The sequence below is a fragment of the Crossiella sp. CA-258035 genome (assembly GCF_030064675.1).
Lineage (GTDB): Bacteria > Actinomycetota > Actinomycetes > Mycobacteriales > Pseudonocardiaceae > Crossiella.
In genome coordinates, this window is record NZ_CP116413.1 from 6,490,987 (window position 1) to 6,516,123 (window position 25,137).

General features: G+C 72.2%; 22 protein-coding genes. 15 read left to right on the plus strand and 7 right to left on the minus strand.

Translation table 11 applies throughout. The annotated features are described in order from the left end of the window. Nucleotides 1-35 precede the first annotated feature (35 nt). A complete protein-coding gene (gene thrS, locus N8J89_RS29155; RefSeq protein WP_283666277.1) occupies nucleotides 36-2,057 on the minus strand; it encodes a threonine--tRNA ligase in 2,022 nt (673 codons plus the stop codon). A gap of 148 nt (nucleotides 2,058-2,205) precedes the next feature. Between thrS and N8J89_RS29160 the strand changes: the two genes are divergently transcribed. Continuing rightward, on the plus strand, nucleotides 2,206-2,838 hold the full coding sequence (locus N8J89_RS29160) for a TetR/AcrR family transcriptional regulator (RefSeq protein ID WP_283660198.1): 633 nt from the start codon (nucleotides 2,206-2,208) through the stop codon (nucleotides 2,836-2,838). Between the two features lies 1 nt (nucleotide 2,839). On the opposite strand, the gene N8J89_RS29165 is transcribed toward N8J89_RS29160, so the two are convergent. Next, a complete protein-coding gene (locus N8J89_RS29165) occupies nucleotides 2,840-3,433 on the minus strand; it encodes a dihydrofolate reductase family protein (RefSeq protein ID WP_283660199.1) in 594 nt (197 codons plus the stop codon). Nucleotides 3,434-3,688: 255 nt separating this feature from the next. Here N8J89_RS29165 and N8J89_RS29170 point away from each other — a divergent pair, with 255 nt between their 5' ends. From N8J89_RS29170 to N8J89_RS29195, 6 genes are all read left to right on the plus strand, one after another. Then, entirely contained in the window at nucleotides 3,689-4,357 is a 669-nt protein-coding gene (locus tag N8J89_RS29170; RefSeq protein WP_283660200.1) for a biliverdin-producing heme oxygenase, read from the plus strand. Nucleotides 4,358-4,445: 88 nt separating this feature from the next. Beyond that, complete coding sequence (locus N8J89_RS29175; RefSeq protein WP_283660201.1) at nucleotides 4,446-5,360, plus strand: hypothetical protein; 915 nt, start codon at nucleotides 4,446-4,448, stop codon at nucleotides 5,358-5,360. Nucleotides 5,361-5,384: 24 nt separating this feature from the next. Further along, nucleotides 5,385-6,293: a LysR family transcriptional regulator gene (locus tag N8J89_RS29180; protein ID WP_283660202.1), complete on the plus strand. Its 909-nt coding sequence runs from the start codon at nucleotides 5,385-5,387 to the stop codon at nucleotides 6,291-6,293. 61 nt (nucleotides 6,294-6,354) lie between these two features. Continuing rightward, nucleotides 6,355-6,741 (plus strand): septal ring lytic transglycosylase RlpA family protein, encoded by a 387-nt coding sequence (locus tag N8J89_RS29185; RefSeq protein WP_283660203.1) that lies wholly within the window; start codon nucleotides 6,355-6,357, stop codon nucleotides 6,739-6,741. Nucleotides 6,742-6,773: 32 nt separating this feature from the next. After that, nucleotides 6,774-7,952, plus strand: coding sequence for an alpha/beta fold hydrolase (locus tag N8J89_RS29190; protein ID WP_283660204.1), 1,179 nt, complete (start codon nucleotides 6,774-6,776; stop codon nucleotides 7,950-7,952). A gap of 71 nt (nucleotides 7,953-8,023) precedes the next feature. Then, nucleotides 8,024-9,622 carry an MFS transporter gene (locus tag N8J89_RS29195; protein ID WP_283660205.1) on the plus strand — a complete coding sequence of 533 codons (1,599 nt, stop codon included), beginning with the start codon at nucleotides 8,024-8,026 and terminating at the stop codon, nucleotides 9,620-9,622. A 564-nt stretch (nucleotides 9,623-10,186) separates the two neighbouring features. Here N8J89_RS29195 and N8J89_RS29200 read toward each other — a convergent pair. Then, entirely contained in the window at nucleotides 10,187-11,875 is a 1,689-nt protein-coding gene (locus tag N8J89_RS29200; RefSeq protein WP_283660206.1) for a hypothetical protein, read from the minus strand. A 132-nt stretch (nucleotides 11,876-12,007) separates the two neighbouring features. Here N8J89_RS29200 and N8J89_RS29205 point away from each other — a divergent pair, with 132 nt between their 5' ends. After that, on the plus strand, nucleotides 12,008-13,291 hold the full coding sequence (locus N8J89_RS29205) for a nitric oxide synthase oxygenase (RefSeq protein WP_283660207.1): 1,284 nt from the start codon (nucleotides 12,008-12,010) through the stop codon (nucleotides 13,289-13,291). Nucleotides 13,292-13,492: 201 nt separating this feature from the next. On the opposite strand, the gene N8J89_RS29210 is transcribed toward N8J89_RS29205, so the two are convergent. Together N8J89_RS29210 and N8J89_RS29215 are read right to left on the minus strand one after the other, a co-directional pair. Beyond that, nucleotides 13,493-13,894, minus strand: coding sequence for a VOC family protein (locus N8J89_RS29210; RefSeq protein WP_283660208.1), 402 nt, complete (start codon nucleotides 13,892-13,894; stop codon nucleotides 13,493-13,495). Between the two features lie 62 nt (nucleotides 13,895-13,956). Beyond that, nucleotides 13,957-14,358: a DoxX family protein gene (locus N8J89_RS29215; RefSeq protein ID WP_283660209.1), complete on the minus strand. Its 402-nt coding sequence runs from the start codon at nucleotides 14,356-14,358 to the stop codon at nucleotides 13,957-13,959. Between the two features lie 178 nt (nucleotides 14,359-14,536). Between N8J89_RS29215 and N8J89_RS29220 the strand changes: the two genes are divergently transcribed. The 6 genes from N8J89_RS29220 to N8J89_RS29245 all read left to right on the plus strand — a co-directional run bounded on the left by N8J89_RS29220 (nucleotide 14,537) and on the right by N8J89_RS29245 (nucleotide 23,180). Next, nucleotides 14,537-15,520 (plus strand): sigma-70 family RNA polymerase sigma factor, encoded by a 984-nt coding sequence (locus N8J89_RS29220; RefSeq protein ID WP_283660210.1) that lies wholly within the window; start codon nucleotides 14,537-14,539, stop codon nucleotides 15,518-15,520. Nucleotides 15,521-15,583: 63 nt separating this feature from the next. Then, the gene (locus N8J89_RS29225; protein ID WP_283660211.1) at nucleotides 15,584-16,324 is read left to right on the plus strand and encodes an SDR family NAD(P)-dependent oxidoreductase; all 741 of its coding nucleotides are present in this window, start codon (nucleotides 15,584-15,586) and stop codon (nucleotides 16,322-16,324) included. A 131-nt stretch (nucleotides 16,325-16,455) separates the two neighbouring features. Then, nucleotides 16,456-17,094 carry an RNA polymerase sigma factor gene (locus N8J89_RS29230; RefSeq protein ID WP_283660212.1) on the plus strand — a complete coding sequence of 213 codons (639 nt, stop codon included), beginning with the start codon at nucleotides 16,456-16,458 and terminating at the stop codon, nucleotides 17,092-17,094. Continuing rightward, complete coding sequence (locus N8J89_RS29235; protein ID WP_283660213.1) at nucleotides 17,091-18,983, plus strand: M48 family metallopeptidase; 1,893 nt, start codon at nucleotides 17,091-17,093, stop codon at nucleotides 18,981-18,983. Before N8J89_RS29230 ends, N8J89_RS29235 begins: the two co-directional genes overlap by 4 nt. 120 nt (nucleotides 18,984-19,103) lie before the next feature. Further along, nucleotides 19,104-21,404: a HelD family protein gene (locus tag N8J89_RS29240; protein ID WP_502868344.1), complete on the plus strand. Its 2,301-nt coding sequence runs from the start codon at nucleotides 19,104-19,106 to the stop codon at nucleotides 21,402-21,404. A 66-nt stretch (nucleotides 21,405-21,470) separates the two neighbouring features. Next, nucleotides 21,471-23,180 (plus strand): acyl-CoA dehydrogenase family protein, encoded by a 1,710-nt coding sequence (locus N8J89_RS29245; RefSeq protein WP_283666279.1) that lies wholly within the window; start codon nucleotides 21,471-21,473, stop codon nucleotides 23,178-23,180. Here the strand turns inward: N8J89_RS29245 and N8J89_RS29250 are convergent. Continuing rightward, nucleotides 23,162-23,290, minus strand: coding sequence for a hypothetical protein (locus tag N8J89_RS29250; RefSeq protein WP_283660214.1), 129 nt, complete (start codon nucleotides 23,288-23,290; stop codon nucleotides 23,162-23,164). The genes N8J89_RS29245 and N8J89_RS29250 overlap by 19 nt on opposite strands. A gap of 206 nt (nucleotides 23,291-23,496) precedes the next feature. Here N8J89_RS29250 and N8J89_RS29255 point away from each other — a divergent pair, with 206 nt between their 5' ends. Then, entirely contained in the window at nucleotides 23,497-23,976 is a 480-nt protein-coding gene (locus tag N8J89_RS29255; RefSeq protein ID WP_283660215.1) for an SDR family NAD(P)-dependent oxidoreductase, read from the plus strand. On the opposite strand, the gene N8J89_RS29260 is transcribed toward N8J89_RS29255, so the two are convergent. Next, nucleotides 23,977-24,810, minus strand: coding sequence for an NmrA family NAD(P)-binding protein (locus N8J89_RS29260; protein ID WP_283660216.1), 834 nt, complete (start codon nucleotides 24,808-24,810; stop codon nucleotides 23,977-23,979). Nucleotides 24,811-25,137: the final 327 nt, after the last annotated feature.

Genomic DNA, 25,137 nt, shown 5'->3' on the forward strand with positions numbered 1-25,137 from the left:
TTGCCAGGCAACACATGGGCGTGGGGGAAAACCGGCTACTGGGGCAGCAGCGGGCTGACCGTCTCGGCGGTGGGGCTACCGTTCTCCCGCCGGTCGACCCAGGTGGCGATCAGCTCGACCGCGGTGTCCACCGGCACCCCGTTGATCTGGGTGCCGTCCCGGAACCGGAAGGACACCGCGCCGGCTTCCACGTCCTTGGCCCCGGCCAGCAGCAGGAACGGCACCTTCTGCGTGGTGTGGTTGCGGATCTTCTTCTGCATGCGGTCGTCACCGGCGTCCACCTCGACCCGGATCGCCTTGGCCCGCAACGCCTTCTTCACCTGCATCAGGTGTTCGACGTGCTCGTCGGCGATCGGGATGCCGACCACCTGCACCGGGGCCAGCCAGGCCGGGAACGCGCCGCCGTAGTGCTCGGTGAGCACCCCGAAGAAGCGCTCGATGCTGCCGAAGAGCGCGCGGTGGATCATCACCGGCCGCTGCCGGGAGCCGTCGCCGGCGGTGTACTCCAGCTCGAAGCGCTCCGGCAGGTTGAAGTCGACCTGGATGGTGGACATCTGCCAGGTGCGGCCCAGCGCGTCCCTGGCCTGCACCGAGATCTTCGGCCCGTAGAAGGCCGCGCCGCCGGGGTCGGGCACCAGTTCCAGGCCGGAGTCCTCGGCGGCGACCCGCAGCGCCTCGGTGGCCTGCGCCCACACCTCGTCGGAGCCGACGTACTTCTCCTCGTTGCGGGTGGACAGCTCCAGGTAGAAGTCGTCAAGACCGTAGTCGCGGAGCAGGCCGAGCACGAAGCCCAGCAACGACTTCAGCTCCTCCTGCACCTGCTCCGGGGTGCAGAAGATGTGCGCGTCGTCCTGCGTCATGCCGCGCACCCGGGTCAGACCGTGCACCACGCCGGACTTCTCGTAGCGGTAGACCGAGCCGAACTCGAACATGCGCAGCGGCAGCTCGCGGTAGGAGCGGCCCCTGGACCGGAAGATCAGGTCGTGGAAGGGGCAGTTCATCGGCTTGAGGTAGTAGTCCTGGCCGGGCTTGCGGAGCTTGCCCTGCTCGTCGTACTCGGCGTCCAGGTGCATCGCCGGGTACATGCCGTCGCGGTACCAGTCCAGGTGGCCGGAGGTCTCGAACAGCCCGCCCTTGGTGATGTGCGGGCTGTAGACGAACTCGTAGCCCTCCTCCTCGTGGCGGCGCCGCGAGTAGTCCTCCATCGCCTTGCGGATCACGCCGCCGCGCGGGTGGAACACGGCCAGGCCGGAGCCGATCTCGTCGGGGAAGCTGAACAGGTCCAGCTCCACGCCGAGCTTGCGGTGGTCGCGGCGCTCGGCCTCGGCCAGCAGCTCCAGGTAGGCGTCCTGGGCCTCCTGGGTCTCCCACGCGGTGCCGTAGATCCGTTGCAGCTGCGGGTTCTTCTCGCTGCCGCGCCAGTAGGCCGCGGCCGAGCGCATCAGCTTGAACGCCGGGATGTACTTGGTGGTGGGCACGTGCGGGCCGCGGCACAGGTCGGCCCAGACCTTGTCGCCGCTGCGCGGGTCGAGGTTGTCGTAGATGGTCAGCTCGCCGCCGCCGACCTCCATCACCTCGCTGGTGTCCACATCGGACTTGATGTCCACCAGCTCCAGCTTGTACGGCTCGCCGGCCAGCTCGGCCTTGGCCTCCTCCTGGGAGCCGAAGACCCGGCGGGAGAACCGCTGCGCGCCCTTGATGATCTGCTTCATGCGCTTCTCCAGCGCGGCCAGGTCATCGGGGGTGAACGGGCGGGCGACGTCGAAGTCGTAGTAGAAGCCGTCCTTGACCGGCGGGCCGATGCCCAGCTTGGCCTCGGGGAAGAGCTCCTGCACCGCCTGGGCGAGCACGTGCGCGGCGGAGTGCCGGATCACGCTGCGGCCGTCGGCGGAGTCGGCGGTGACCGGCTCGACCTCGGTGTCGGCGGCCGGGGCCCAGGACAGGTCGCGCAGGGCGCCCTCGGGGTCGCGCACCACGATGACGGCCTGCGGCCCCTTGTTCGGCGCCTCCAGCTCGCGCAGCGCCGCGCCTGCGGTAGTCCCGGCTGGCACCGTCACACGCGAGGCGAGCACGGCGGGCGCGGGACTCAACTGGGACACGACGGACTCCTAGGACATCGAGACGGCTGCGGGCGCGGGCGCCCGAGGAGCCCCGATGCTATCCGCCGTCGCCCGCTCCGGATGTGCCGGGCATATCCTTCTCGGTATGCCGAAGATCGTCGGCGCCTCGCTGGCCGAGCACCGGGAGCAGACCCGGGAGCGGATCTTCGCCGCGCTGTCCCGGCTGGCCGGCGAACGCGGCTACGACGCGCTCACCCTGGCCGAGGTGGCCGCGGCCGCCGAGGTGGGCCGCACCGCGATGTACAACTACTTCCCGGACAAGGAGTCGCTGCTGCTCGCCTTCGCCGAGCACGAGACCGGCGGCTACCTGCGCGAGCTGACCGCGGCGCTGACCGAGCTGGACAACCCGGTGGACAAGCTGGCCACCTACGTCCGGCTGCACATCCGGGTCTTCGCCACCCGGCACATGCCGCCCAGCTCCGCGCTGCGGCCGCTGCTCTCGGAGCAGGGGCGCGGCCGGGTGCTGGACCACGTGACCGAACTGGAGGCCACGCTGCGCCGGGTCCTGGCCGCCGGGATGGCCAACGGTTACCTGCCGGAGGCGGACCTGGACGCGCTGGTGCCGCTGGTCACCGCGTGTGTCAGCGGCCGCAGCCTGGCCGGGCTGGCGGAGTCCGCGCTGGCCGAGGCGACCGAGCAGACGGTGGCCTTCGTGCTGCGCGGGGTGGGCGCGCGGCTGGGTCCCGACGGGAAGCCGCGCAAGCTCCCCCGCCGCTAGCTCAGCTGTCCTGGACCGGGCGGTAGACGCTGACCTGCGCGCCGGTGCTCGCCGCGACCGTGGACACCAGCTCCAGGGCTCGCTTGCCGCCGTCGGCCGGGAAGATCGACTTGCCGCCGCCGAGCAGCACCGGCATGTGCACCAGGCGCAGCTCGTCCACCAGGCCCTCGGCCAGCAGCGCGCGCACCAGGCTCGGGCTGCCCATGACCACCAGGTCGCCGCCCTCGGCCGCGCGCAGCTCCCGCACCCCGGCCAGGAGGTCGGCGGCCGGGATCAGCGTGCTGTTCCAGGTCAGGTCGGCCTCGGCGAGGGTGCCGGAGACGACGTGCTTGGGCAGGGCGTTCATCCGGTCGGCGAAGGGGTCGCCGGCCCGCTCCGGCCAGGCCCCGGCCATGACCTGCCAGGTGCGGCGGCCGAAGAGCAGGCCCTCGGCGGTGCGCAGCGCCTCGTCGAAGAAGCCGCCGACCACCTCCGGGTCGAAGAAGGGGTGCGACCAGCCGCCGTGGGCGAAGCCGCCGTCGGTGTCCTCCTGGGGGCCGCCGGGGGCCTGCACGACGCCGTCCAGGCTGATGAACTCGCTGACCACGATGCGCATGGGGTGCTCCTGCCGTCCTCGTTGTGGTTACGCCAGGACAGACCGCCGGTCCAGCGAAAACTCATCGACTCACCCGAAGTGACCTGGAGCACACCCACTCGCGCCCTTGTCAAGTTAGGCAAGCCTAACCTAGCCTGAGGGGGCACGGCAGGGTTCTGACACCTCGTCAGGATGTTCTGACAACCTGTCGTGAAACCCTTGACCCCCCGGCCGCCCGCCCAGCACACTCGAAGACGGGCCAGGAGGAGGCTGATCATGTCCGAAGTCGTTGAGCCGCCACGGTTCTCCGCCGAGCTGCGGGCGCGCACCCGCGGCGACCACGCGCAGGCGCAGCACTCCCCGTACGTGGCGGCGATGCTGGGCGGCAAGCTCAGCCGCGCCGGCTACGCCGAGATGGTGGCGCAGCAGTACTTCGCCTACTCGGTGCTGGAGGAGGCCGCGCAGGCCATGCGGATCGACCCGGTCGGGCGGCGGTTCGTGCTGCCCGAGCTGAGCCGGGTGCCCGCGCTGGCCGAGGACCTGGCCTACCTGCTCGGCCTGGACTGGCGGGAGCGGATCACGCCCAGCCCGGCCACCCTGCGCTACCTGGCCCGGATGCGCCAGGTGTGCTTCGACTGGCCCGGCGGGTTCATCGCGCACCACTACACCCGGTACCTGGGCGATCTTTCCGGTGGCCAGATCATCCAGCGCTGCGTGGTCCGCGCCTACGAGCTGCCCGGCGACCGCGGCGCCTCGGCCTACAGCTTCCCGCTGATCAAGAACGTGAAGCGGTTCAAGGACGGCTACCGGGAGCTGCTCGACCTGCTGCCCTTCGACCCGGCCGAGCAGCGCAGGGTGATCGAGGAGGCCATCGTGGCCTACCGGCACAACATCGAGGTCTTCGACGACCTGGGCCGCGACCTGCCCGCCTACCTGGTCGCGTAGTTTTGACCCGTTCGGACCACAAGGATCACCGGTCTGCGTCAGACTGTGATGGCTTTCCCGCCCCCCACATTTTCCGCAGGAGTACCCGGTGACCTACCCGCCCCAGCAGCCAGGCCCCTACGGCCAGCCCGACCCCCACGGCCAGCAGCCGGGTCAGCAGGGCTGGGGCCAGCCGCAGCAGCCCGGCGGCTACCCGCAGACCGGCGGCCAGCCGCAGCCGGGCTACCCGCAGACCGGCCCGCAGCCCGGCTTCGGCCAGCAGCCGCCGCCCGGCTACGGCCAGCCCGACCCGCAGCAGCAGGGCTGGGGCCAGCAGCCCGGCCAGCCGCAGGGCGGCTTCGGCCAGGACCCGTACCAGCAGGGCTACCAGCAGAACCCGCAGTTCGGCGGCTACCAGCAGCAGGGCGGCTTCGGCGCGCCGCCGCCCAGCGGCCCGAACAAGGGCCTGATCGCCGGTATCGCGATCGCGGCCGTGGTGGTCGTGGTCGGCGGGATCATCGGCGGCATCTACGCCTTCTCCGGTGACGACCCCACCCCGTCCAACACGGTGGCCGCGCCGCCCAGCGAGGCCGTCACCGCCACCTCCCGGCCGAAGCTGACCACCGGATCGGTGCGGCCCACCGGCGGCGGCAGCGTGGCGCCCACCGGCGGCAGCGGCGGGGACACCGGCGGCGGCGACTCCGGCGCGGAGGCGCCCGCGGCCCGCGCGGTGGCCACCGGCTTCGCCGGGGCGTGGCAGAACGACCTGCGCTCCGGCGGCAAGACCCCTGTCTCGGAGTACGCGCCCTTCACCTGCGCGAAGATGGTGGAGAAGCTGACCAAGAACAAGGCCGAGGGCAAGGTGGTCAAGCACGTCCCGGAGGCCACGCTCACCGTGGCCAAGGTGATGGCCATGCCCGCCACCGGGATCGCCACCATCGACCTCACCGCCCCCGGCCAGACCCCGGCGAAGCAGTCGCTGTCGCTGGTCAAGGAGGACGCGGGCTGGAAGGTCTGCGAGTGACCCACCGCGCGCGGGGCTGAGGTCGTGCTGGACCTGCGCCGCCTGCGCATGCTGCGCGCGCTGGCCGACCACGGCACGGTGACGGCGGCCGCGGACGCGTTGTACGTGACGCCGTCCGCGGTCTCCCAGCACCTGGCCGCGCTGGAGACCGAGGTCGGCCAGCCCCTGCTGGAACGCCGGGGCAGGCGGGTCCGGCTGACCGCGGCCGGCACGCTGTTGCTCAGCCACACCAACACGATCCTGGCCGAGCTGGAACGCGCCGAGGCGGCGCTGGCCGCGCACGCCAGCGGCCGCACCGGCGAGATCGTGGTGGCCGCCTTCGCCAGCGCGATCGGGCTGCTGGTCGCCCCGACCATCGCCGCGCTGCGCGAGCGCGCGCCGGGGGTGGCGGTGCGGGTGCGCGACGCCGAGGGCCACGAGAGCCTGCCGATGCTGATGGACGGCGAGGTCGACCTGGCGGTGGCGGTGGAGTACCGGGGCGCGCCGCGCGAGGACGACGAGCGGGTGGCCAGGGTCGCCCTCTACGCCGAGCCCTTCGACGCGGTGCTGCCCGCCGCACACCCACTGGCCCGCGCCGCCGAGATCCCCCTGGCCGAGCTGGCCGGGCAGGACTGGATCAGCCCCTCCCCCGGCAACCCGGTCTACGACGTGGTGCGGCTGGCCTGCGAGCACGCCGGGATCACCCCGCGGATCACGCACTACTCCGCCGACTTCCGGGCCACCGCCGCACTGGCCGGGGCGGGCGCCGGGGTCGCGCTGGTGCCGCGCACCGCGCTGTACGGGGTGCGGCTGGCCGGCGCGGTGACCCGGCCGCTGGCCGACCCGGCCCCGGTGCGCCGGGTCTTCGCCGCGATCCGCCGCGGCAGCGAGCACCGGCCACTGGTGGCCGACACCCTGGCCGAGTTGCGCCGCACCGCCGAGGGACTGGGCTAGATCAAGATCGACTACTCTGGGGCGACCGTCCACGGTGGACGGTCAGCTCGGAGGAAAACCCATGCCACGCCGCCTGTTCGCCCTCATCCCCGCCACCCTGCTGGCGCTGCACCCCGGAGTCGCGGCCGCCGACCCGTCCGGTCCGCCCACCATGGAGTGCAAGGCGTCCTGGTACGGGGTGGCAGGCCAACCCGACCGGATGACCGCCTACGGGGAGAAGTTCGACCGGCTGGCCATGACCACCGGCGCGCGGGACTGGGGGCACAACACGCTGCTGCGGGTCACCTGGACCGGCTCGGACAAGTCGGTCGAGGTGCGGGTCAACGACTTCAGCCCGAATGCGGAAGCGCACCCGGACCGCTGCGTCAACCTGACCTGGGCCGCTTTCGGCGAGCTGGCGCCGCAGTCGGCCGGGGTGCTGCCGGTGCGCGTCGAACGACTCAACTGAGTCGCTGCTGGGTATGGTCGGGGCAGGGGGTGGTGACCACGGACACCGCGGAGCGGCTGCGGCGGATGCCGGGCGTGCGCGCCACGCGCCGGCCGGTGACCCCCGGCGGCGCGGCCCGCTTCGACCTGCACCACGTCCGGCTGAGTCCGCCCCCGGACGCCCCTGCTCCGATCCTGGTCCTGCCCGGCGGTCCCGGCCTGGCCTCGGTGCTGCCGTACGCGCGGCTGCGCGCCGGGGCCGCGGCCAGGGGCCTGGACGTGCTGATGCTGGAACACCGCGGCATCGGCCTGTCCCGCACCGACGACCAGGGCCGCGACCTGCCGCCCGAGGCGCTGACCATCGCCCAGGTGGTGGACGACCTGGCCGCCGTGCTGGATGACCACGGCCTGGACCGGGTGGTCGTCTACGGCAGTTCCTACGGCGCCTATCTGGCGCAGGGCCTCGGGATCCGGCATCCGGAGCGGGTCACGGGCATGGTGCTGGACTCGCCGATGCTCACCGCCCACGACAGCCGGGTCCAGCGCGCCGAGCTGCGCCGCCGGTACCTGCACGCCCGGGGGCTGCGCGAGCTCGTCGAGGCCGGCACGGTCCCGGCGGAGGAGACCGGAGAGGTGATCCAGCTGGTGCACGAGCACGGCGGCCCGGCCCAGGTGCGCCGCCTGCTGGACCGCCTGGCCACCAGCCGCGGCAGGGCGCTGTGGCGGTGGCTGCACGCCTTGGGCGGCAAGGAGATCACCGAGAACACGCCGTACTTCATGGAGTTCGACCTGGCCGGTGTGCTGGCCTTCCGCGAGCTCGGCTACGCCCCCGACCCCGACGGTCTCCCCCTGGACGTCAACCTGTCCTTCGCCCGGCGCGCCAAGGCTTTCCCCGCTTTCACCGGCGAGCCCTTCGACCTGCCCGCCGAGCTGCCCGGGTTCAGCTGGCCGGTCGCGGTGCTCTCCGGCGAGCGCGACATCCGCACCCCGAGGGTGATCGCCGCCCAGATCGCCGACCTCGCCCCGGACGGAGTCCTGGTGCCGCTCAACGGAATCGGCCACAGCGCCCTGGACGCCCACCCCCTGGCCGCGCTCACCGCCACCGCCGCCGTCGCCGCGGGCAACCACCGGCGCCTGCCCGCCCTGTCCGCCCGCCTGTCCGCGCTGCCCCGCCCGGCCCGCGGCCGCACGCTCGAGCTGCTGCTGCCCGCCCGCCTGTCCCTGCCCTGGTGACCACCCGCCACGCGGCCCGCGCCGGGTAATTGGGTGGCGCGCCCCGCCCCGCCCGGCGAACATCACGGCTCGTGTCCGAACACACCACCAGCTGGCGCGCCCGCATCGCCGCACTGCGCATGGACTTCTCACCGCTGCGCGTGTCCAGGGACTACCGCTATCTGACGTTCTCGGGCGCGATCACCATGTTCGGCAGCTACGTCACCTTCGTCGCGGTCCCCATCCAGATGAAGGAGCTGACCGGCTCCCCGGCCGCGGTGGGCCTGGTCGCCCTCGCCGAGTTCATCCCGATGGTCCTGTGCGGCCTCTACGGCGGCGCGCTGGCCGACGCGCTGGACCGCCGCAAGATCGTGGTGTGGTGCGAGGCCGGCCTGATGGTGTGCACCGGCGTCCTGCTGCTCAACGCGATGCTGCCCAACCCGCAACCCTGGGTGCTGTACCTGGTCGCCGCTGGCGTGGCCTCCTTCGACGCCCTGCAACGCCCCAGCCTGGACGGCCTGGTGCCGCGCTACCTGCCGCATTCGATGATGGCCTCGGCCGGCGCGCTGAACTCGCTGCGCTGGAACTTCGGCGCCATCGCCGGCCCGGCCTTCGGCGGGTTGCTGGTCCAGTTCGCCGGTTTCCAGTGGGCCTACTTCCTGGACCTGCTCACCTTCTCGCTGTCCCTGCTGCTGCTCCTGCGCATGCGCCCCGCCCCGCCGGCGGAGAAGGCGGAAGCCGCTGGCCTGCGCAGCATCGCCACCGGCATCCGCTACGCCGCCACCCGCCCCGACCTCGCGGGCACCTACCTGGTCGACATCGTCGCGATGGCGATGGCCATGCCCCAGGCCCTGTTCCCGTTCCTGGCCGACCGCCTGCAAGCCCCCTGGGCGCTGGGCCTGATGTACTCCGCGGGCGCGGTCGGCGCCCTGCTCGCCGCCCTCACCTCAGGCTGGACCCAGCGAGTCCACCGGCACGGCCTGGCCGTGATCATCGCCGCCGCGGCCTGGGGCGCCGTCATGGCCCTGGCCGGCCTGACCACCAGCCTGTGGCTGGTCCTGCTCTGCCTGGCCCTGGCAGGCGTGGCCGACATGATCAGCGGCCTGTTCCGCGCGGTGATCTGGAACCAGTCCATCCCCGACGAGCTCCGCGGCCGCCTGGCCGGCATCGAGCTCCTGTCCTACTCCGCGGGCCCGATGCTCGGCAACGCCCGAGCCGGCCTGATGGCCCAGTGGACCGGCGTCCCCGCCGCCATCATCAGCGGCGGCCTGGCCTGCACCGCCGCGGTCACCGCCCTGGCCGCCGCCCTGCCCGCCTTCCGCCGCTATGACGCCCGCACCGACGAACACGTCCTCCGCGAAGCCGCCCGCCGCCAAGCCACCACCACCACCGAGGCCGCAACCGGCCCCGCGACCGCGGCCAACCCCGCGAACGGCACCAGCCCCGAGACCGCGACCAGCGCCGAGACCGCAACCAGCCTCACGAACGGCACCAGCGCCGAGGCCGCGGCCAACTCCGCAAACGGCACCAGCCCCGAGACCGCCACCAGCCCTGGAACCGCGACGAGTCCCGGGACCGCCGCCAGCGCCGAGACGGCTCCGCGCACCGAGGCCGCGCCCAGCCCGGACGCCACGGCGGCTGCCGCGAAACCAGCCACCTCGGCGGCGGAGGATTCACGCCCGGCGAGCTGACCCACCGCGATCGCGCGACCCCGGCAGCCGCGGCCGAGCCTCGGCCAGCCGGGGCGCTGCGCGCGGGCGCTCGCTCCCCCGCCGACGCCGCTCACTCACCGCCGCTCACTCACCGCCGCTCACTCACCGCAGCCCACTCGCCCTCGCCTCAGCGCCGCCCACTCGCCAGCGGTCCCCAGCGCCGCTCACTCGCCCGCGCTCCCAGGCGCTGGCCGCTCACCTCTGCCCGCTCGCCGTTGGGCCGCGGTCCCCTGCGTCGAGGCCACGACCGCGACTCGGCCCGGCTCAGCCCGGCCCGGCACGTCCTCAGCCCCAGACCCGACCCCCGGATCGCGGGCAGCGCACCTCGTCCCCGGACCGGGGCTGTTCTCATCCCCCGGCCTGCCCGAGCGCTGGTTGCCGGGCCGCTGTTCCCCCGCCGCGCCTCCGCTTTCTCTGCGGAACGCTTTTCCGGCCAAAAAGGTTGCTTCTCGTCTTGACCTTGCGAGCCGAGAACCCCCTCCGACCACCCGTCCGAGTGACCGCGAGCAAATCCACCAACACGCTGACCAGCGGAAACCCGACTCAGCCGGATCGAGCCGGTGTTCTGAGCATAGCCAAGGTGCAGCCGGCCAGAGCAGCCAGGGCGGTCGTCTGGAGGAGGGTGTAGAGGACTGGGCTGGGGCCGGTTACGGCTACTGAGCTGCCGACGTAGGTGAAGTTGTCGCCCATCAGCAGGGAGCCCAGGTACAGGAAGAGTTCCGGCACGGTGTGGGCGAGCAGGGCGGCGGGGGTGAAGGCGCGCAGGCGGGGGTTGGGGAGGTTGGTCAGGGCGACCAGGAGGCAGAGCGCGCCGAGGGCCGCCCAGGGGAGCAGGGCGCCCAGGGCGCCGGCGCGGGTGGTGAGGCTGGCGGTGGAGTAGCCGTTGGGGATGGCGACGAACAGCAGGATGAACTGGACGGCCAGGGCGGTGAGGACGCCGTAGGCCAGGGGGCGGCGGGTGGGTGGGACCAGAGCAGGTCGACTGAGCTTGGGGAAGGGGGTCAGGCGGAGCAGGAGGAGGGTGATGAGGGCGGCCACGGACAGGAACTGGAGCCAGGCCAGGATGTCGCCGCGGGCGTGGATGGAGGTCAGGGCGTCGGCGGCGGAGCCCAGGGTGCTGCCCGCGAGCAGGCCCAGGCCCAGGTGGGCGCGGTCGTTGGGGTGCCGCAGCCAGGTGAGGCCGAGGAACATCAGGGTGAATCTGGCGGCGAGGTAGAGGATCGCGAGCAGGGTGGCGATGCCGAGGGTGTCGGTCCAGTTGCCGATGGTGGTGACCGCGACCGCGGCGGCGGCGATGGGGAGCAGGGCCGGGTTGTGCGCCTTGGCCAAGGAAAATCTGGGTTGACTGTCCGGAGTGGACAGTTCTTGTTGCCAGGCGCGGACGGCGGCGAGTTTGCCTGCCAGGTCGGGGATCTCGGCCAGGCCGAGGCGTTCCTGGAGGCCCGCGGTGAGGGTGGCCACCGGCATGGTGGCGGTGTAGGGGCCGAGCAGGTGCAGGGCGGCGGGCAGGCGGCCGCAGAGCAGGGTGAGGTCGTCGACGGGTTCGGTGGCCAGGCGGGCGGTGCCCAGGTACGGGGTGAGCAGGTCGCGGGCCGCCTGGGGGGTGAGCACGTCGAGGACGAGGGGGCGGGCTCCGTGGGTGGCGTAGAGGGCGGGTAGCGCGCGGCGGGTGGTGACCACGGCGAAGGTGGCGGCGCCGGTGGGCAGCAGGGGGCGGACCTGGTCGGCGTCCCTGGCGTCGTCGAGGACGACCAGGATGCGCCGGTTGGCCAGCAGTTCGCGGTAGAGGCCTAGGCGGGAGTCGGGGTCGGCGGGGATGCGGTCGACGCCGAAGGCCTCCAGGAAACGGTGCACCACGTGGTCCGGGCGGACCGGCAGCGCGTCGACCGAGCCGCGCAGGTCGGCGTAGAGGCAGCCGTCCGGGAAGTCGGCGGCGGCCTGGTGCGCCCAGTGCAGGGCCAGTGCGGAGCGGCCGAGGCCGGGGGCGTCCTGCACGCCGGAGACCACCGCGACCCGGGCTCCGTCGGCGCGCAGCGCGGTCAGAGTGGCCAGTTCACCGTTCCGGCCGACCAGGTGGCCGGGGATGCCGGGCAGCTGGCGCGGGGTGCGCAGTGGGGCAGGGCCGGGGCCGAGGTGGATGTCGCCGTGCACGTCCCTGATCTGCCAGGCATCGCCGCCCACCGAGCCGCTCAGGTCGTTGTTGCTGCCCCCGGGCGGAGTGTCATCGCTCACCGGACCTGCATGACACACCGACGGCCGGTGGCGCAACCGTCACGCACCGTTCATCGCCGCAGAACTGCCGCTGCCCGAATCCGCGACCCCGCTCCCCGAAGGAGTGAGTCGCGGCGGCTAGGTTGGGCGGCGATGTTCTCCTCCGCCAGTTCCCCCGGTCCCGGCGCGCCCTGGTCGCGTCCCCCGCAGCTGGCCGCCGAGGCGCCCGCGGCCCCGGCCGCGCCCAGCGTGGACCCGGAGCAGGCCGCGGAGTTCCTGGAGCTCTTCCACGCCGAGCACCCCGAGGCCGGGGACGTGCGGACCCGGATCCAGTGGGTGCGCGCGGAGATCGAGATGACCGGCGGCTACCAGCACACCAGCGCGGAGCTGGCCTTCGGCGCGCGGGTGGCCTGGCGCAACAGCGCCCGCTGCATCGGCCGCCTGTACTGGCGCAGCATGAAGGTGCGCGACCTGCGCGCGGTGCACCGGGCCGAGGAGGTCGCCGCGCAGTGCTTCGAGCACCTGCGCCTGGCCTACAACGGCGGACGGCTGCGCCCGGCCATCACCATCTTCGCCCCCGACCTGCCCGACCGGCCGGCGCCGCGGATCTGGAACGAGCAGCTGCTGCGTTACGCCGGCTACCCGGTCGGCGACGGCACCGTGCTCGGCGACCCCCGCTACACCGGGTTCACCGCCCAGGTGGACCGGATGGGCTGGCAGCGGCCACTGCCGCGCGGGCCGTTCGACCTGCTGCCGCTGGTGGTGGAGACCGCCGCCGAGGGACCCCGGCTGTTCGACCTGCCCGCGGACGTGCGCGAGGAGGTGCCGCTGACCCACCCGGACCTGCCCTGGTTCGGCGAGCTGGGCCTGCGCTGGCACGCGGTTCCGGCGATCAGCAACATGACGCTGTCCATCGGCGGCGTCGCCTACCCCGCGGCCCCGTTCAACGGCTGGTACATGGGCACCGAGATCGGCGCGCGCAACCTAGGCGACACCGGCCGCTACGACGCGCTGCCCGAGATCGCCGAGCGGATGGGCCTGGACACCAGCTCGGAGGCCACGCTGTGGCGGGACCGGGCGCTGGTGGAGATCAACCGGGCGGTGCTGCACTCCTACCAGGTCGCCGGGGTCGCCATCAGCGACCACCACACCGAGTCCCAGCGTTTCCTGGCGCACCTGGCCAAGGAGGAGAAGGCGGGCCGGTCCTGCCCGGCGGACTGGAGCTGGATCGTGCCGCCGATGTCCGGTTCGCTCACCCCGGTGTTCCACCGCTACTACGACACCGAGCACCTGCGCCCGGAGTTCATCCTGGACTCCGAAGCCGCGCGGCGCGGGCAGCTGGGCAGCCCCGAGCACTTCGCGAGCAGGCCGCATACCGCGGGTACTGCGCCGGATGTGTGGAGTTGGCTGCGCGGCAAGGTCGCGGTCAGCGGCTGAGCCCGTTCGGTGGCGCGGACTCCCCCGCCCGGCTCGGCGAAGACGGCCGAATGGCGATGATCGACTGATACGGACAGTGGTCACCCGATCACCGCGCGTTGTCCCCGGCGCGGGCGGCGGGTTAGGGTCCGCTGCGCTGACACCTCGACGGCCGCCCGCTCACCTGGGGTGTGCGGGCGGCCGTCGGGTCAGCCTGGTGGTTCAGTCCTGCGGCAGCGCGGACATGTCCATGTAGGCGAGCTCCCAGACGTGGCCGTCCAGGTCGCGGAAGCTGCCGCCGTACATGAAACCGAGGTCCTGGAACGGCTTCCACTCCGAACCCCCGTTGGCCAGCGCGGTGGAGACGAACTGCTCGACCTCCTCGCGGCTGTCCGCGGACAGCGCGTTGAGCACCTCGGTGGTGTTCGGGTCGCTGATCTCGCCGTTGATGAACTCCTTGAACTTGGCCTCACCCAGCAGCATCACCGAGATGTTCTCCTCGATGTTCATGCAGGCCGTGTTCTCGTCGCTGAACTGCTCGTTCGCGGTGAACCCGAGCTTGGTGTAGAAGTCGCGGGCGGCGACGACGTCCTTGACCGGCAGGTTGATGAAGATCATGCGCATGACGGGATTCTCCTGATGTCGCGGGGTGTGCGTGGTGGATTCTGCGCGAAAGGTCTGACAAATCAAGCGGAACGGCGCGGGCGGCGCGCCCAGGCGATGACCCCGGCGAGCACGCCGAGGGTGACCGTGGTGATGGCGAAGACCGGGGTGCCGAAGACGACCACCTGGTAGTAGGTCGCGCCGGCCATCAGCAGCACCAGGCCCAGCCCGGCCGCGGCGGCCAGTCGCGGGATGACCAGGCCGATCGCCCCGGCCAGCTCGACCACGCCGATGAACAGGCGGAACCAGTCGCCGCCGATGGTCTCGAAGATGCCGACCGCGGTGGCCTCGCCGACCAGCTTCGGGATCGCGGCGGCGATGAGGAAGAAGGCGGCGAGCAGGCCCTGGAGCACCCAGAGCGCGATGTTGCCGGCGCGGGAGGCGGGCTTGGCGGTGACGGCGGCGGTGGTGGCGATGGTGGTCATCTCTGGCTCCCCGGTTCGTGTCCTCGTTGTGGTCTCACCCGTACTGACCGGGGCCGCCCGGCAAACTCATCGGCGCGTGCCGAACTTTTTTCTGGTGGGGGTGTCTGTACAGGTCAGAGGCCATGAAGCACACTGGGGCCGCCTTGTCGCGCACCACCTGGGGAGAGGAAGAACGGTCGTGGTCTCCACGGAGAAGCCGCTTGAGGACGAGTTCCTCGGGCAGGCCGGCCAGTACCGGCGGGAGCTGCTCGCGCACTGCTACCGGATGCTCGGCTCGGTGCACGACGCCGAGGACCTGGTGCAGGAGACCTACCTGCGCGCCTGGCGGGCCTACGAGAAGTTCGAGGGCCAGTCCTCGCTGCGCACCTGGCTGCACCGGATCGCCACCAACACCTGCCTGACCGCGCTGGAGAGCCGGGCCAAGCGGCCGCTGCCGACCGGGCTGGGCCAGCCGGGCTCGCAGGCCGAGGACCCGTTGGTGGAGCAGCCGGAAGTGCCGTGGCTGGAACCGATCCCGGACAGCGCGGTCGGCCTGGACTCCGGTGACCCTGCCACCATCGTCACCGACCGGGAGAGCATCCGGCTGGCCTTCGTGGCCGCGCTGCAGCACCTGCCGCCGCGGCAGCGCGCGGTGCTGATCCTGCGGGATGTGTTGCAGTGGAAGGCCGCCGAGGTCGCCGAGGCGGTGGACATCTCGGTGGCCGCGGTGAACAGCACCCTGCAACGCGCCCGCGCCCAGCTGGACTCGGTGCGCCCCCAGCAGGACGCGGTCGCCGAACCCCTCGCGGCGGACCAGCGGGAGCTGCTGGAGCGGTACGTGCGGGCCTTCGAGGCCAAGGACATCAACGAGATCGTGTCCCTGTTCACCGCCGACGCGGTGTGGGAGATGCCGCCGTTCGTCGGCTGGTACCAGGGCGCGGCCAACATCGGCAGGCTCATCGACACCAGCTGCCCGGCCGAGGGTCCCGGCGACATGAAGCTGATCCCGGTCAGCGCCAATGGCCAGCCCGCCTTCGGCCTCTACATGCGCGAGGGCGAGGTGTACAAGCCGTTCAACCTGCCGGTGCTCACCTTGGGGCCCAACGGGATCACCCACGTCTCCAGCTTCTTCGACCTGTCTCTGTTCGAGAAGTTCGGACTGCCCGCCCAGATTCCGGTGTAGCGCAACAGCTCCGCGTCCGATGACCGCCAGATCGGGGCGGCCCGGTCCAGCAGGCTGAGTGTCATGAACGAACTCGCAAGCCGGACCGCCCTGGTCACCGGCGGCAGCCGGGGCATCGGCGCCGCCATCGCCCGCGCCCTCGCCGACCGCGGCGCGGACGTGGCCATCACCTACAACAGCAACGCCGAGGCCGCCGCCCAGGTCGTGGACGAGATCAAAGATCGCGGCGGGCGTGCCCTGGCCGTGCAGGCGGACAGTGCCGACCCGGTGGCGGTCACCGGCGCCGTGGCGGCGACGGTGGACACCTTCGGCGGGCTGGACATCCTGGTCAACAACGCCGCCGCGTTCGAGTTCGCGCCCCTGGCGGAGCTCAGCGCGGAAGCGGTGAACCGGACCCTGGCGGTCAACGTGCGCGGCCCGCTGCTGGCCGCCCAGGCCGCCGCCCCGCACCTGGGCGAGGGCGGGCGGATCATCAACATCGGCAGCAACGTGGCCGACCGGGCGGTCTTCCCCGGCTTCGCGCTGTACTCGATGAGCAAGAGCGCGATGACCGGCCTGACCAAGGCCCTGGCCAGGGAGCTGGGTCCGCGCGGCATCACGGTGAACCTGGTCAGCCCCGGCCCGACGCAGACCGACGCGGCCCCTGCCGACCCCGGTTTCATCGAGGCCATCAACGCCTTCACCGCGCTGGGCCGCTTCGCCACCCCGGCGGAGATCGCGGCGGTGGTGGCGTTCCTGGCCACCCCGGCGGCCCAGTACGTCACCGGGTCCACCGTCAACGCCGACGGCGGGTTCACCGCCTAGCCCGAACGGGTGTGGCCGCGCCAGGGGGCTTTTCTCCTGGCGCGGCAACGGAATCAGACCGTGACCTGACCGGCCTCGTCTACGTCATCTGGTGGACGGTATTTACCGCGCGCCCGTGATCCCATGGATCGGTGGAGTTCCCGGTCTTCTTCGCCCAGACCTGTCCAGGCATGCTCGCGCGCGCCCTCATGCTCACCGACAACCGCCAGGACGCCGAGGACGCGGTCCAGGAGGCCTACGCCGAGGCGATGCGGCAGTGGCCCGAACTGGCGCACCGGGGGCCGGAGGAGTGGGTGTACCGGGTGGTCAAGCGGCGGCTGTGGGCGGCGGCCCGGCGGTGGCGGCGGCAGCGGCCCCTGGAACTGGTGGTCGCGCTGCCCGCGCGCTGCTCCACCGAGGAGGCCGCGCAGGTCCGCCTGGTGCTGGACGGGCTGGCCCGGCTGCCACGCAAACAGCGGGTGGTGGCCTACCTGCACTGGGTGGAAGGCCTGACCCCGGCCCAGATCGCGGCCGAGCTGGGCATCGGCGAAGGGTCCGTGACCTCGATGATCGGCAAGGCCAAGGTGCTGCTGGACAACCTGCTCGGACTCACCGGGGTGCGGGACCGGGAAGCGCTGACCGGGCGGGTCCGCCAGGTCACCCTGCCCGACCAGCCCGCCGGTGACGTGGTCGCGGAAGCCCTGCGGCGCACCGAGAGCGTGCTGCGGGCCGGCGCCGAGGAGGACGCCGAGGCCCTGGCGCGGATCTCCGGGCGGCTGGGGCTGCCGTGATCTCCCGGGTGCTGGCGACCGTGCGCGGGCTGCTCGCCGTCGGGCTGCTCGCCGGGTTCTACGTGCTCGCCGCCTGCCTGGTGCTCGGCTACCTCGGCCTGGTCGTGCTCAGCCTGCACAACATGACCCTGGCCACCAACACCAGCGTCAACTACCACCTGCCCGTCCTGATCGCCGCCGGCGGGGTCCCGGTGCTGCTGGGCGTGATCCGCGGTGTGCTGGCCACCAACTCCGCCGGCCACCTCGACCAGGGCTCGGTGCTGCTCACCCGCGCCCAGGCCCCGCTGCTGTGGCGCACCGTGGAGGAGCTGGCCGAGCGGGCCGGGGCGCCGGTGCCGGATGAGATCCGGCTGACCGCCGAGGCCAACGCCGCGGTCACCGAGGACACCCGGATGCTCGGCCTGGTCGTCGGCGAACGCCGCCTCTACCTGGGGTTGCCGCTGCTCACCGGGCTGCCCCTGGAGGAGCTGAAAGCCGTGCTCTGCCACGAGCTCGGCCACTTCGCCGGCCGGCACAACCGGTTCGGCGCGGTGGTCTACCGCGGCGCGCTCGCCCTGGACACCGCCCAGGAGGAGATGGGCCGCGCGCTCACCATCAACGCGCTGGCCCGCATGTACGCCGGACTGATCATCTTCGCCATCCGCGGCTACGCCTGGTGCTACGCGTGGATCGCCTTCGCCGTGCTGCGCCGCCAGGAGATCGAGGCCGACCGGGCCGCCGCCGCGGTCGCCGGGCCCGAGGTCACCGGCGAGGCGCTGCGCTCCACGCTGGTGCTGATGGCCGCCTGGACCGACTTCCGCACCCGCTTCCTCGACCCGCTGGCCGCCGCGGGCGCGGTGCCGGACGACCCGTTCAGCGCGTTCGAGGCCATGCTCGACGACCCCGACTACCGCGATGTGCTGGCCCAGCACCGCGACACGCCGCCGGAGAACGCGCCCGCCGCCCTGGTGGACACCCATCCGCCGCTGGCGCAGCGCCTGGACTACCTGGCCCCCCTGCCGTCGCGCGCCAACGCCCCCCGCGAGCTGCGGCCGGGGCTGAACCTGCTCGGCGCGGACCCCGGCGTGGCCGCCCGCCGGGTCGCCGCGGCGATGCGTGCCGAGGACGTCAAGCCGATGCCGTGGCGGGAGTGGGTGCGGCTGGCCTCGGGCAGCCACGTGGACCGGCACCTCGCCTGGCTGCGCCCGGCCGTGGCCGAGCTCGGCGGACCCGCGGCGCTGAGCATCGACACCGCGCTGGACCTCCTGGAGGCCGGTCGGACCCAGGACCTGGCCGAACGCCTCGCCGCGCGGGCCGGTGCGGAGGCCGAGCGCGGACCCGACCTGCTGCGCACGGCACTGGTCAGCCTGCTCGGCGCGGCACTGGTCGGGGCGGGCGCGGCCAGCTGGACCGCGCCCTGGACCGGCACGCCCAGGCTCATCGTCGGCGACCCGGGCTTCGAGCTGACCGACCTGGTGCAGCGGGCCATGGACCACCCGCGCGAGGTGGCCCGGCTGCGCCTGCACCTGGCCGCGCTCGGCGTGGACAGCCGCACCCCGCACCCGGCCGCCGAGCCGGTCGGCGGGACCACGGAGCTGCGGCTGGGCATCGCCGACCCGGAGATCAGGGCGGCGGGCAAGCGGACCCGCAACCTGAGCCTGTGGAGCGCCGGGATCGTCGGCGCCGCGGTGCTGCTGGCGCTGTTCGTGTTCAAGGAGGAGCCCAAGCCGCTGCGGCCGCCGGGCCTGACCTACAGCCCGTTCCTCAACCGGACCCCGATCTACACCCCGGTCTACCCGGGGCTGCCCACCTACCGGCTGCCCCCGATCGTGCTGCCCACCCTCGTGCGACCCACGATCCGGATCAACCCCAGCGTCGTGCCGGTCACGCCACGACGCACCGGTCGCTGAAAGTCTGAGCTGGGCGTTGGCGCGAGACAACAGGACCAGCTATATTTGCTAGCCCTGAGCGCATAAGAAATTGACACAAGAAAACGTGTCTGGCACGAGTTTAGTAGAGGGGACGCCCGCTTGTCAACCGACGAGGATCTGCGGACGGCGGAGCTGGATCGCGAGCAGGAGCACGTCTCCATGCTGTACGGGCGGCTGGACGGGCTGCGCGCCCGCGCGAAGAACGAACTGACCAAGACCCTGCGAGAGTCCCCCGGCGGCAACCTGTCCGCCGGCACCGAACGCGACGTCTCGGCCGCGCACTACAACCGGCAGCTCGCCCAGTACAGCGCGGTGGAGGCCGGGCTGTGCTTCGGCAGGCTGGACTTCGACAACGGCGAGGCCAGGCACATCGGCCTGATCGGCATCTTCGACGAGGACAACGAGTACGAGCCGCTGCTGATGGACTGGCGCGCCCCCGCGGCCCGCCCGTTCTACCTGGCCACCGGCGCCAACCCCCTCGATGTGCACCGGCGGCGGCACATCAAGACCAGGATGCGCAAGGTCGTCGACATCGACGACGAGGTCCTCGACATCACCGCCGAGGCCAAGGGCCGCCAGTCCCGGCACGGCGACGGCCTCACCGGCGAGACCGTGCTGCTGGCCGCGCTCAACGCCAGCCGCACCGGCCGGATGAAGGACATCGTCCAGACCATCCAGGCCGAACAGGACCGGATCATCCGGGCCGACCTCTCCGGCGTGCTGGTCGTGCAGGGCGGGCCCGGCACCGGCAAGACCGCGGTCGCGCTGCACCGCGCCGCCTACCTGCTCTACACCCACCGCGACATGCTCACCCGCCGCGGCGTGCTCATCGTCGGCCCCAACCAGACCTTCCTGCACTACATCGGCGAGGTGCTGCCCTCCCTCGGCGAGACCAGCGTGCTGATGGCCACCCTCGGCGAGCTGTACCCGGGCGTGGTCGCCACCGGCCAGGAGTCCCCCGAAGCCGCCGCGATCAAGGGCGGCCTGGGTTTCCTGGACGTGCTCAAGGCCGCGGTCCGGGACCGCCAGGAAGCCCCGGAGGAGCCGATCGAGATCATGTTCGAGCGGCAGCCGCTGGTGCTCAAACCCTCCGAGTGCCGGGGCATCGTCGGGCGCGGCCGCCGCTCCCGGCGACTGCACAACCTGGCCCGCCCGCTGGTCGAACGCGAGCTCCTGGAACGGCTGACCAGCAAGGTGGCCGGCAAGCTCGGCCGGGAGTTCCTGGACTCCGGCGACCTGGCCGACATCCGGGCCGAGCTGCGCGCCGAGGAGGAGGTGCGCGCGGCCATGGACCGGCTGTGGCCGGTGCTCACCCCCGAACAGCTGCTGCGGGACCTCTTCAGCGACCCCGACCGCCTGGAACGCGCCGCGCCGGGGCTCACCGAGGCCGAGCGGAAGCTGCTGCTGCGCGAGCCGGACGCGCCGTGGACCCCGGCCGACGTGCCGCTGCTGGACGAGGCGATGGAGCTGCTCGGCGTGGACGACCGCGCGGAGAAGGCCGCCGAACGCCGGCGGCAGGAACAGCGCCGCGCCTACGCCCAGGGCGTGCTGGACATCCTCGACCTCGACGACGCGGCCGACCCCGAGATGCTGATGGGCTACAACCTGCTCAGCGCCGAACAGCTCGCCGACCGCTACGACGAGGTGGACACCCGCACCGCCGCCGAGCGGGCCGCCACCGACCGCACCTGGACCTTCGGGCACGTCATCGTGGACGAGGCCCAGGAGCTCTCGCCGATGGCCTGGCGGCTGCTCATGCGGCGCAGCCCCAGCCGGTCGATGACCCTGGTCGGCGACATCGCCCAGACCGGCGACCTGGCCGGGGCGAACTCCTGGCAGGAGGTCCTCGGGCCGTATGTCAGGGAGCGCTGGAAGCTGACCCAGCTGACCGTCAACTACCGCACCCCGCGCGAGATCATGGACGTGGCCGCCGAGGTGCTGGCCGAGCTGCCCGCCGGGCTCACCCCGCCCAGCTCGGTCCGGGACAGCGGGCACACCCCGTGGAGCCGCCGGGTCGACCGCGGTGAGCTGGGCAAACGGCTGGCCGAGGTGGTACTGGCTGAGCTGGCCGAGGTCGGTGAGGGCCGGATCGGGGTGATCGTGCCCGCCGCCGAGGTCGCCGAGCTGGGCGAGGCGGTCCTGGAGGCGGTGCCCACCGCCGCGGTCGGGGAGAGCCCCGAGCTGGAGAACCAGGTGGTGCTGATGAGCACCCGGCAGGCCAAGGGACTGGAGTTCGACGCGGTGCTGGTGGTGGACCCGGCGGAGATCCTGGCCGAGTCCCCGCGCGGCGCCAACGACCTCTACGTGGCGCTGACCAGGGCGACCCAGCGGCTCGGCGTGGTGCACACCGGGGAGCTGCCGCCCGCGCTGAGGGGCCTGACACAGGTCCCGGCCAGCTAAGTTACCGACTGGTAGCCTACCGGGGATCTTCTCCAGGACGAAGGGACCGCAACGGTGGGCAACGAGGTGCTGTTCAACCCCGACAGCTACGACCCGACGCACCTGGACGCCGAGTCCCGGCGCCTGCTGCGGGCCACGATCGAGTTCTTCGAGTCCCGCGGCAAGCGCCGGCTGCTCGCCGACGCGCTGGACCGGGTCTGGTACGCGGAGTTCCTGGACTTCGTGAAGTGGGAGAAGCTGTTCGCGACCTTCAACACCCCCGCGGCCGAGGCGGGCGGTGACCCGGACAAACGCTGGGACGCCGCCCGCAACGCCGCGCTGAGCGAGATCCTCGGCTTCTACGGCCTGCCCTACTGGTACACCTGGCAGGTCAGCGTGCTGGGCCTGGGCCCGATCTGGATGAGCGAGAACGCCCAGGCGCGGCAGCGGGCGGCCGAGCTGCTGGACAGCGGCGCGGTGTTCGCCTTCGGCCTGTCGGAGAAGGAGCACGGCGCGGACGTCTACTCCACCGACATGGTGCTCACCCCCACCGGCGACGGCTCCTTCACCGCTACCGGGGACAAGTACTACATCGGCAACGGCAACGTGGCCGGGATCGTCTCGGTGTTCGGCCGGCGCTCCGATGTGGACGGTCCGGAGGGCTACGTCTTTTTCGCGGTGGACTCCCAGCACGAGCGGTTCTCGTTGGTGCAGAACGTGGTCGACTCGCAGATGTTCGTCTCGGAGTTCCGCCTGGCGGACTACCCGGTGCGGGAGCAGGACATCCTGCACACCGGGCCGGAGGCGTTCTCCGCGGCGCTGAACACGGTCAACGTCGGCAAGTTCAACCTGTGCACGGCCTCGATCGGCATCGCCGAGCACTCCTTCTACGAGGCGATCACGCACGCGCACAACCGGATCCTCTACGGCAAGCGGGTCACCGAGTTCCCGCACGTGCGGCAGAACTTCGTGGACGCCTACGCCCGGCTGGCCGCGATGAAGCTGTTCGCCGACCGCTCGGTGGACTACTTCCGCTCCGCCACCGCGGAGGACCGGCGCTACCTGCTGTTCAACCCGATCACCAAGATGAAGGTGACCTCCGAGGGTGAGCAGGTGATCGACCTGCTGTGGGATGTCATCGCGGCCAAGGGTTTTGAGAAGAACACCTACTTCAACCAGGCCACCGCGCACATCCGCGCCCTGCCCAAGCTGGAGGGCACGGTGCACGTCAACCTGGCCCTGGTGCTGAAGTTCATGCCGAACTACCTGTTCAACCCGGCCGAGTTCGACCCGGTGCCCACCCGGCACGACGCCTCCGACGACGAGTTCTTCTTCCGCCAGGGCCCGGCCCGCGGCCTGGGCAAGATCCGTTTCCCGGACTGGCGCGCGGTGTACGAGCGCTTCGCCCAGGTCCCCAACGTCACCCGCTTCCTGGAGCAGGCCGACGGCCTCAGGACCCTGCTGACCACCGCCGCCCCGGACGAGGCGCAGCAGCGGGACCTGGACTTCCTGCTCAACCTGGGCCAACTGTTCACCCTGGTCGTCTACGGCCAGCTGATCCTGGAACAGGCCGAGCTGACCGGCGCGACCCCCGACCTGCTCGACCAGGTCTTCGACGTGCTGGTCCGCGACTTCTCCGCCTACGCGGTCGCCTTGCACGGCAAGGCTTCCGCGACCGAGGCGCAGCGGGCCTGGGCGCTGGGCTCGGTGCGCGGCCCGGTGGTGGACGCCGACCGGTTCGAGCGGGTGTGGACCGAAGTGGCCGCACTGTCCGGCCGCTACGAGATGCGCCCCTGAGGATCCCAGACCCCGGCGGCCGTCCCGTCCCGGACGAGCCGCCGGTAGGTCTGGACCTCGTCGTGGATGACCGCCAGGTTCGCCTCCAGCTCGGCGAGCCTGGCGCGCACGGAGCGCGTGCACACCAACCTCGCGACCCGCCCCGCCGAAGCCGCCCCCACGGACCCCGCGGCCCGCCCGGCCGAGCCAGCCGCCGCGACCGGCGCGTCCGCCCGCCCCGAGCCCCCCGCCGCTCCCGAGGTCCTCCCCCTGGACCTCGCCGACCAGTCCGCCATCCGCGCCTTCGCCGCCCGCCTGCTCGACACCGGCCACCCGGGTGGTCTCGGTCAGCTCCGCAGGCCACTTCCTCGCCGACATCCGCTGGCACGATCCACAGTGGACCACCGGCTACGACCGCTGGCTGGCCTACGCCGCATCCAGAACCGCCAACGCCCTGTTCGCCCGCCACCTGGACACCCTCGGCGTGCGCGCCTTCGCCGTGCACCCGGGCAGCATCCTCACCCCGCTGCAACGCCACATCCCGCGCGCGGGACAACTCGCCCTGGGCTGGTTCGCCCCCGACGGCACCCCGGCCCCCGGCTTCAAGACCCCGGCCCAGGGCGCGGCCACCGCCGTCTGGGCGGCGACCGCGCCTGGCCTTGAGCGGCACGGCGGGGCCTACTGCCAGGACTGCGAGCTGGCCAAGCCCGCTGCCACCGACGACATGCTCATCGGCGGCGTCAAACCCTGGGCCACCGACCCGGAAGCCGCCGCGCGCCTGTGGCAGCTCTCCAGCGAGCTGACCGGGCTGGGCTGATCAGCGGAAGGCGTCCGCGTGCTCGGCGACCCACTGCGCGAAGGTGCGCGCGGGCCGCCCGAGCAGCCGCTCGACGGTCGGGTCCACCGTGTAGCCCTCCCGCGGCGGGTCGGCGTGCCAGCCGACGACGTGGTCGACGGCCTCGGACGAGTAACCCGCCTGCCGCATCCGCTCCCTGGCCTGCTCCTCGGTCAGCTCGATGAACCGGAGGTCCCGGCCGATACCGGCGCCGAGCACCCGGACCCGCTCCGCGTAGGTGAACACCTCGGACCCGGTGAGCACGTAGTCGCGGCCGGCGTGCCCGTCCTCGGTGAGCGTGCGCGCGGCCACCTCGGCGATGTCCTGGTCGTGGATCAGCGCGCTGCGCATCTCGGGGAACGCCTCGCGCACCACGCCCTCGGCGCGGACCGACTCGGCCCAGGTCATCGTGTTGGACATGAACTCCATCGCCTGCAGCGTGGTCTGGGCCAGTCCGGCGTCGGCGATCGCCTGTTCCACCGGCCCGGTCTCACCGCCCCACAGCGTGGTCACCCGGCGCACCCCGGCCTCGGCGACCACCTTGGCCAGCTCGGGGCCGCTGCGCAGCGGGGCGCCGGTGGCCGCGTCGAAGGTGAGCAGGAACAGCGCGCTCGCCCCGGCCAGCGCGGGACCGAGACTCGCCGGGTCGGCCAGGTCGCCGACGGCCACCTCCGCCCCTTCCGGCAGCCTGGCCCGTTCCGGGTTCCTGGTCAGGCCGCGCACCCGGTGGCCGCGCCGGAGCAGCTCGGCGACCACCCTGCCGCCGATGTTCCCGGTCGCCCCGGCCACCACCACGATTCCGTTGTCATTGATCATGTCCGGCAGGCTATTTCCTCCACTTAACTGGAGGTCAACCCGACCCCGGATACCCGGCACAGACACCTTTACCCGAGGACTTCCACCTGGTTGCAGGGAAAGGCAGTAACGAAAGGACAAAAAATAGCGATCAACCACATGGAGCTTGACCAACCAACAAATCATGCCACGTTACCACAACAGCCGATTGACCGTGTTGTCAACTGGGGTGATGCTGTAACCATGACATTGAGATTCCTGGCAATCGACCCCAGGACCAACGGCGAAAACTGCCCATCCGTGTGGCTCGATGACACGACCGGAGACCTTCTGTTGCAGGGATGGGAG

Coding starts and splice junctions, on each gene's coding strand:
- N8J89_RS29160 (WP_283660198.1), top strand. CDS start 2,206: ATGCCGAAGATCGTCGGCGCCTCGCTGGCCGAGCACCGGGAGCAGACC.
- N8J89_RS29165 (WP_283660199.1), bottom strand. CDS start 3,433: ATGCGCATCGTGGTCAGCGAGTTCATCAGCCTGGACGGCGTCGTGCAG.
- N8J89_RS29170 (WP_283660200.1), top strand. CDS start 3,689: ATGTCCGAAGTCGTTGAGCCGCCACGGTTCTCCGCCGAGCTGCGGGCG.
- N8J89_RS29185 (WP_283660203.1), top strand. CDS start 6,355: ATGCCACGCCGCCTGTTCGCCCTCATCCCCGCCACCCTGCTGGCGCTG.
- N8J89_RS29205 (WP_283660207.1), top strand. CDS start 12,008: ATGTTCTCCTCCGCCAGTTCCCCCGGTCCCGGCGCGCCCTGGTCGCGT.
- N8J89_RS29210 (WP_283660208.1), bottom strand. CDS start 13,894: ATGCGCATGATCTTCATCAACCTGCCGGTCAAGGACGTCGTCGCCGCC.
- N8J89_RS29215 (WP_283660209.1), bottom strand. CDS start 14,358: ATGACCACCATCGCCACCACCGCCGCCGTCACCGCCAAGCCCGCCTCC.
- N8J89_RS29225 (WP_283660211.1), top strand. CDS start 15,584: ATGAACGAACTCGCAAGCCGGACCGCCCTGGTCACCGGCGGCAGCCGG.
- N8J89_RS29260 (WP_283660216.1), bottom strand. CDS start 24,810: ATGATCAATGACAACGGAATCGTGGTGGTGGCCGGGGCGACCGGGAAC.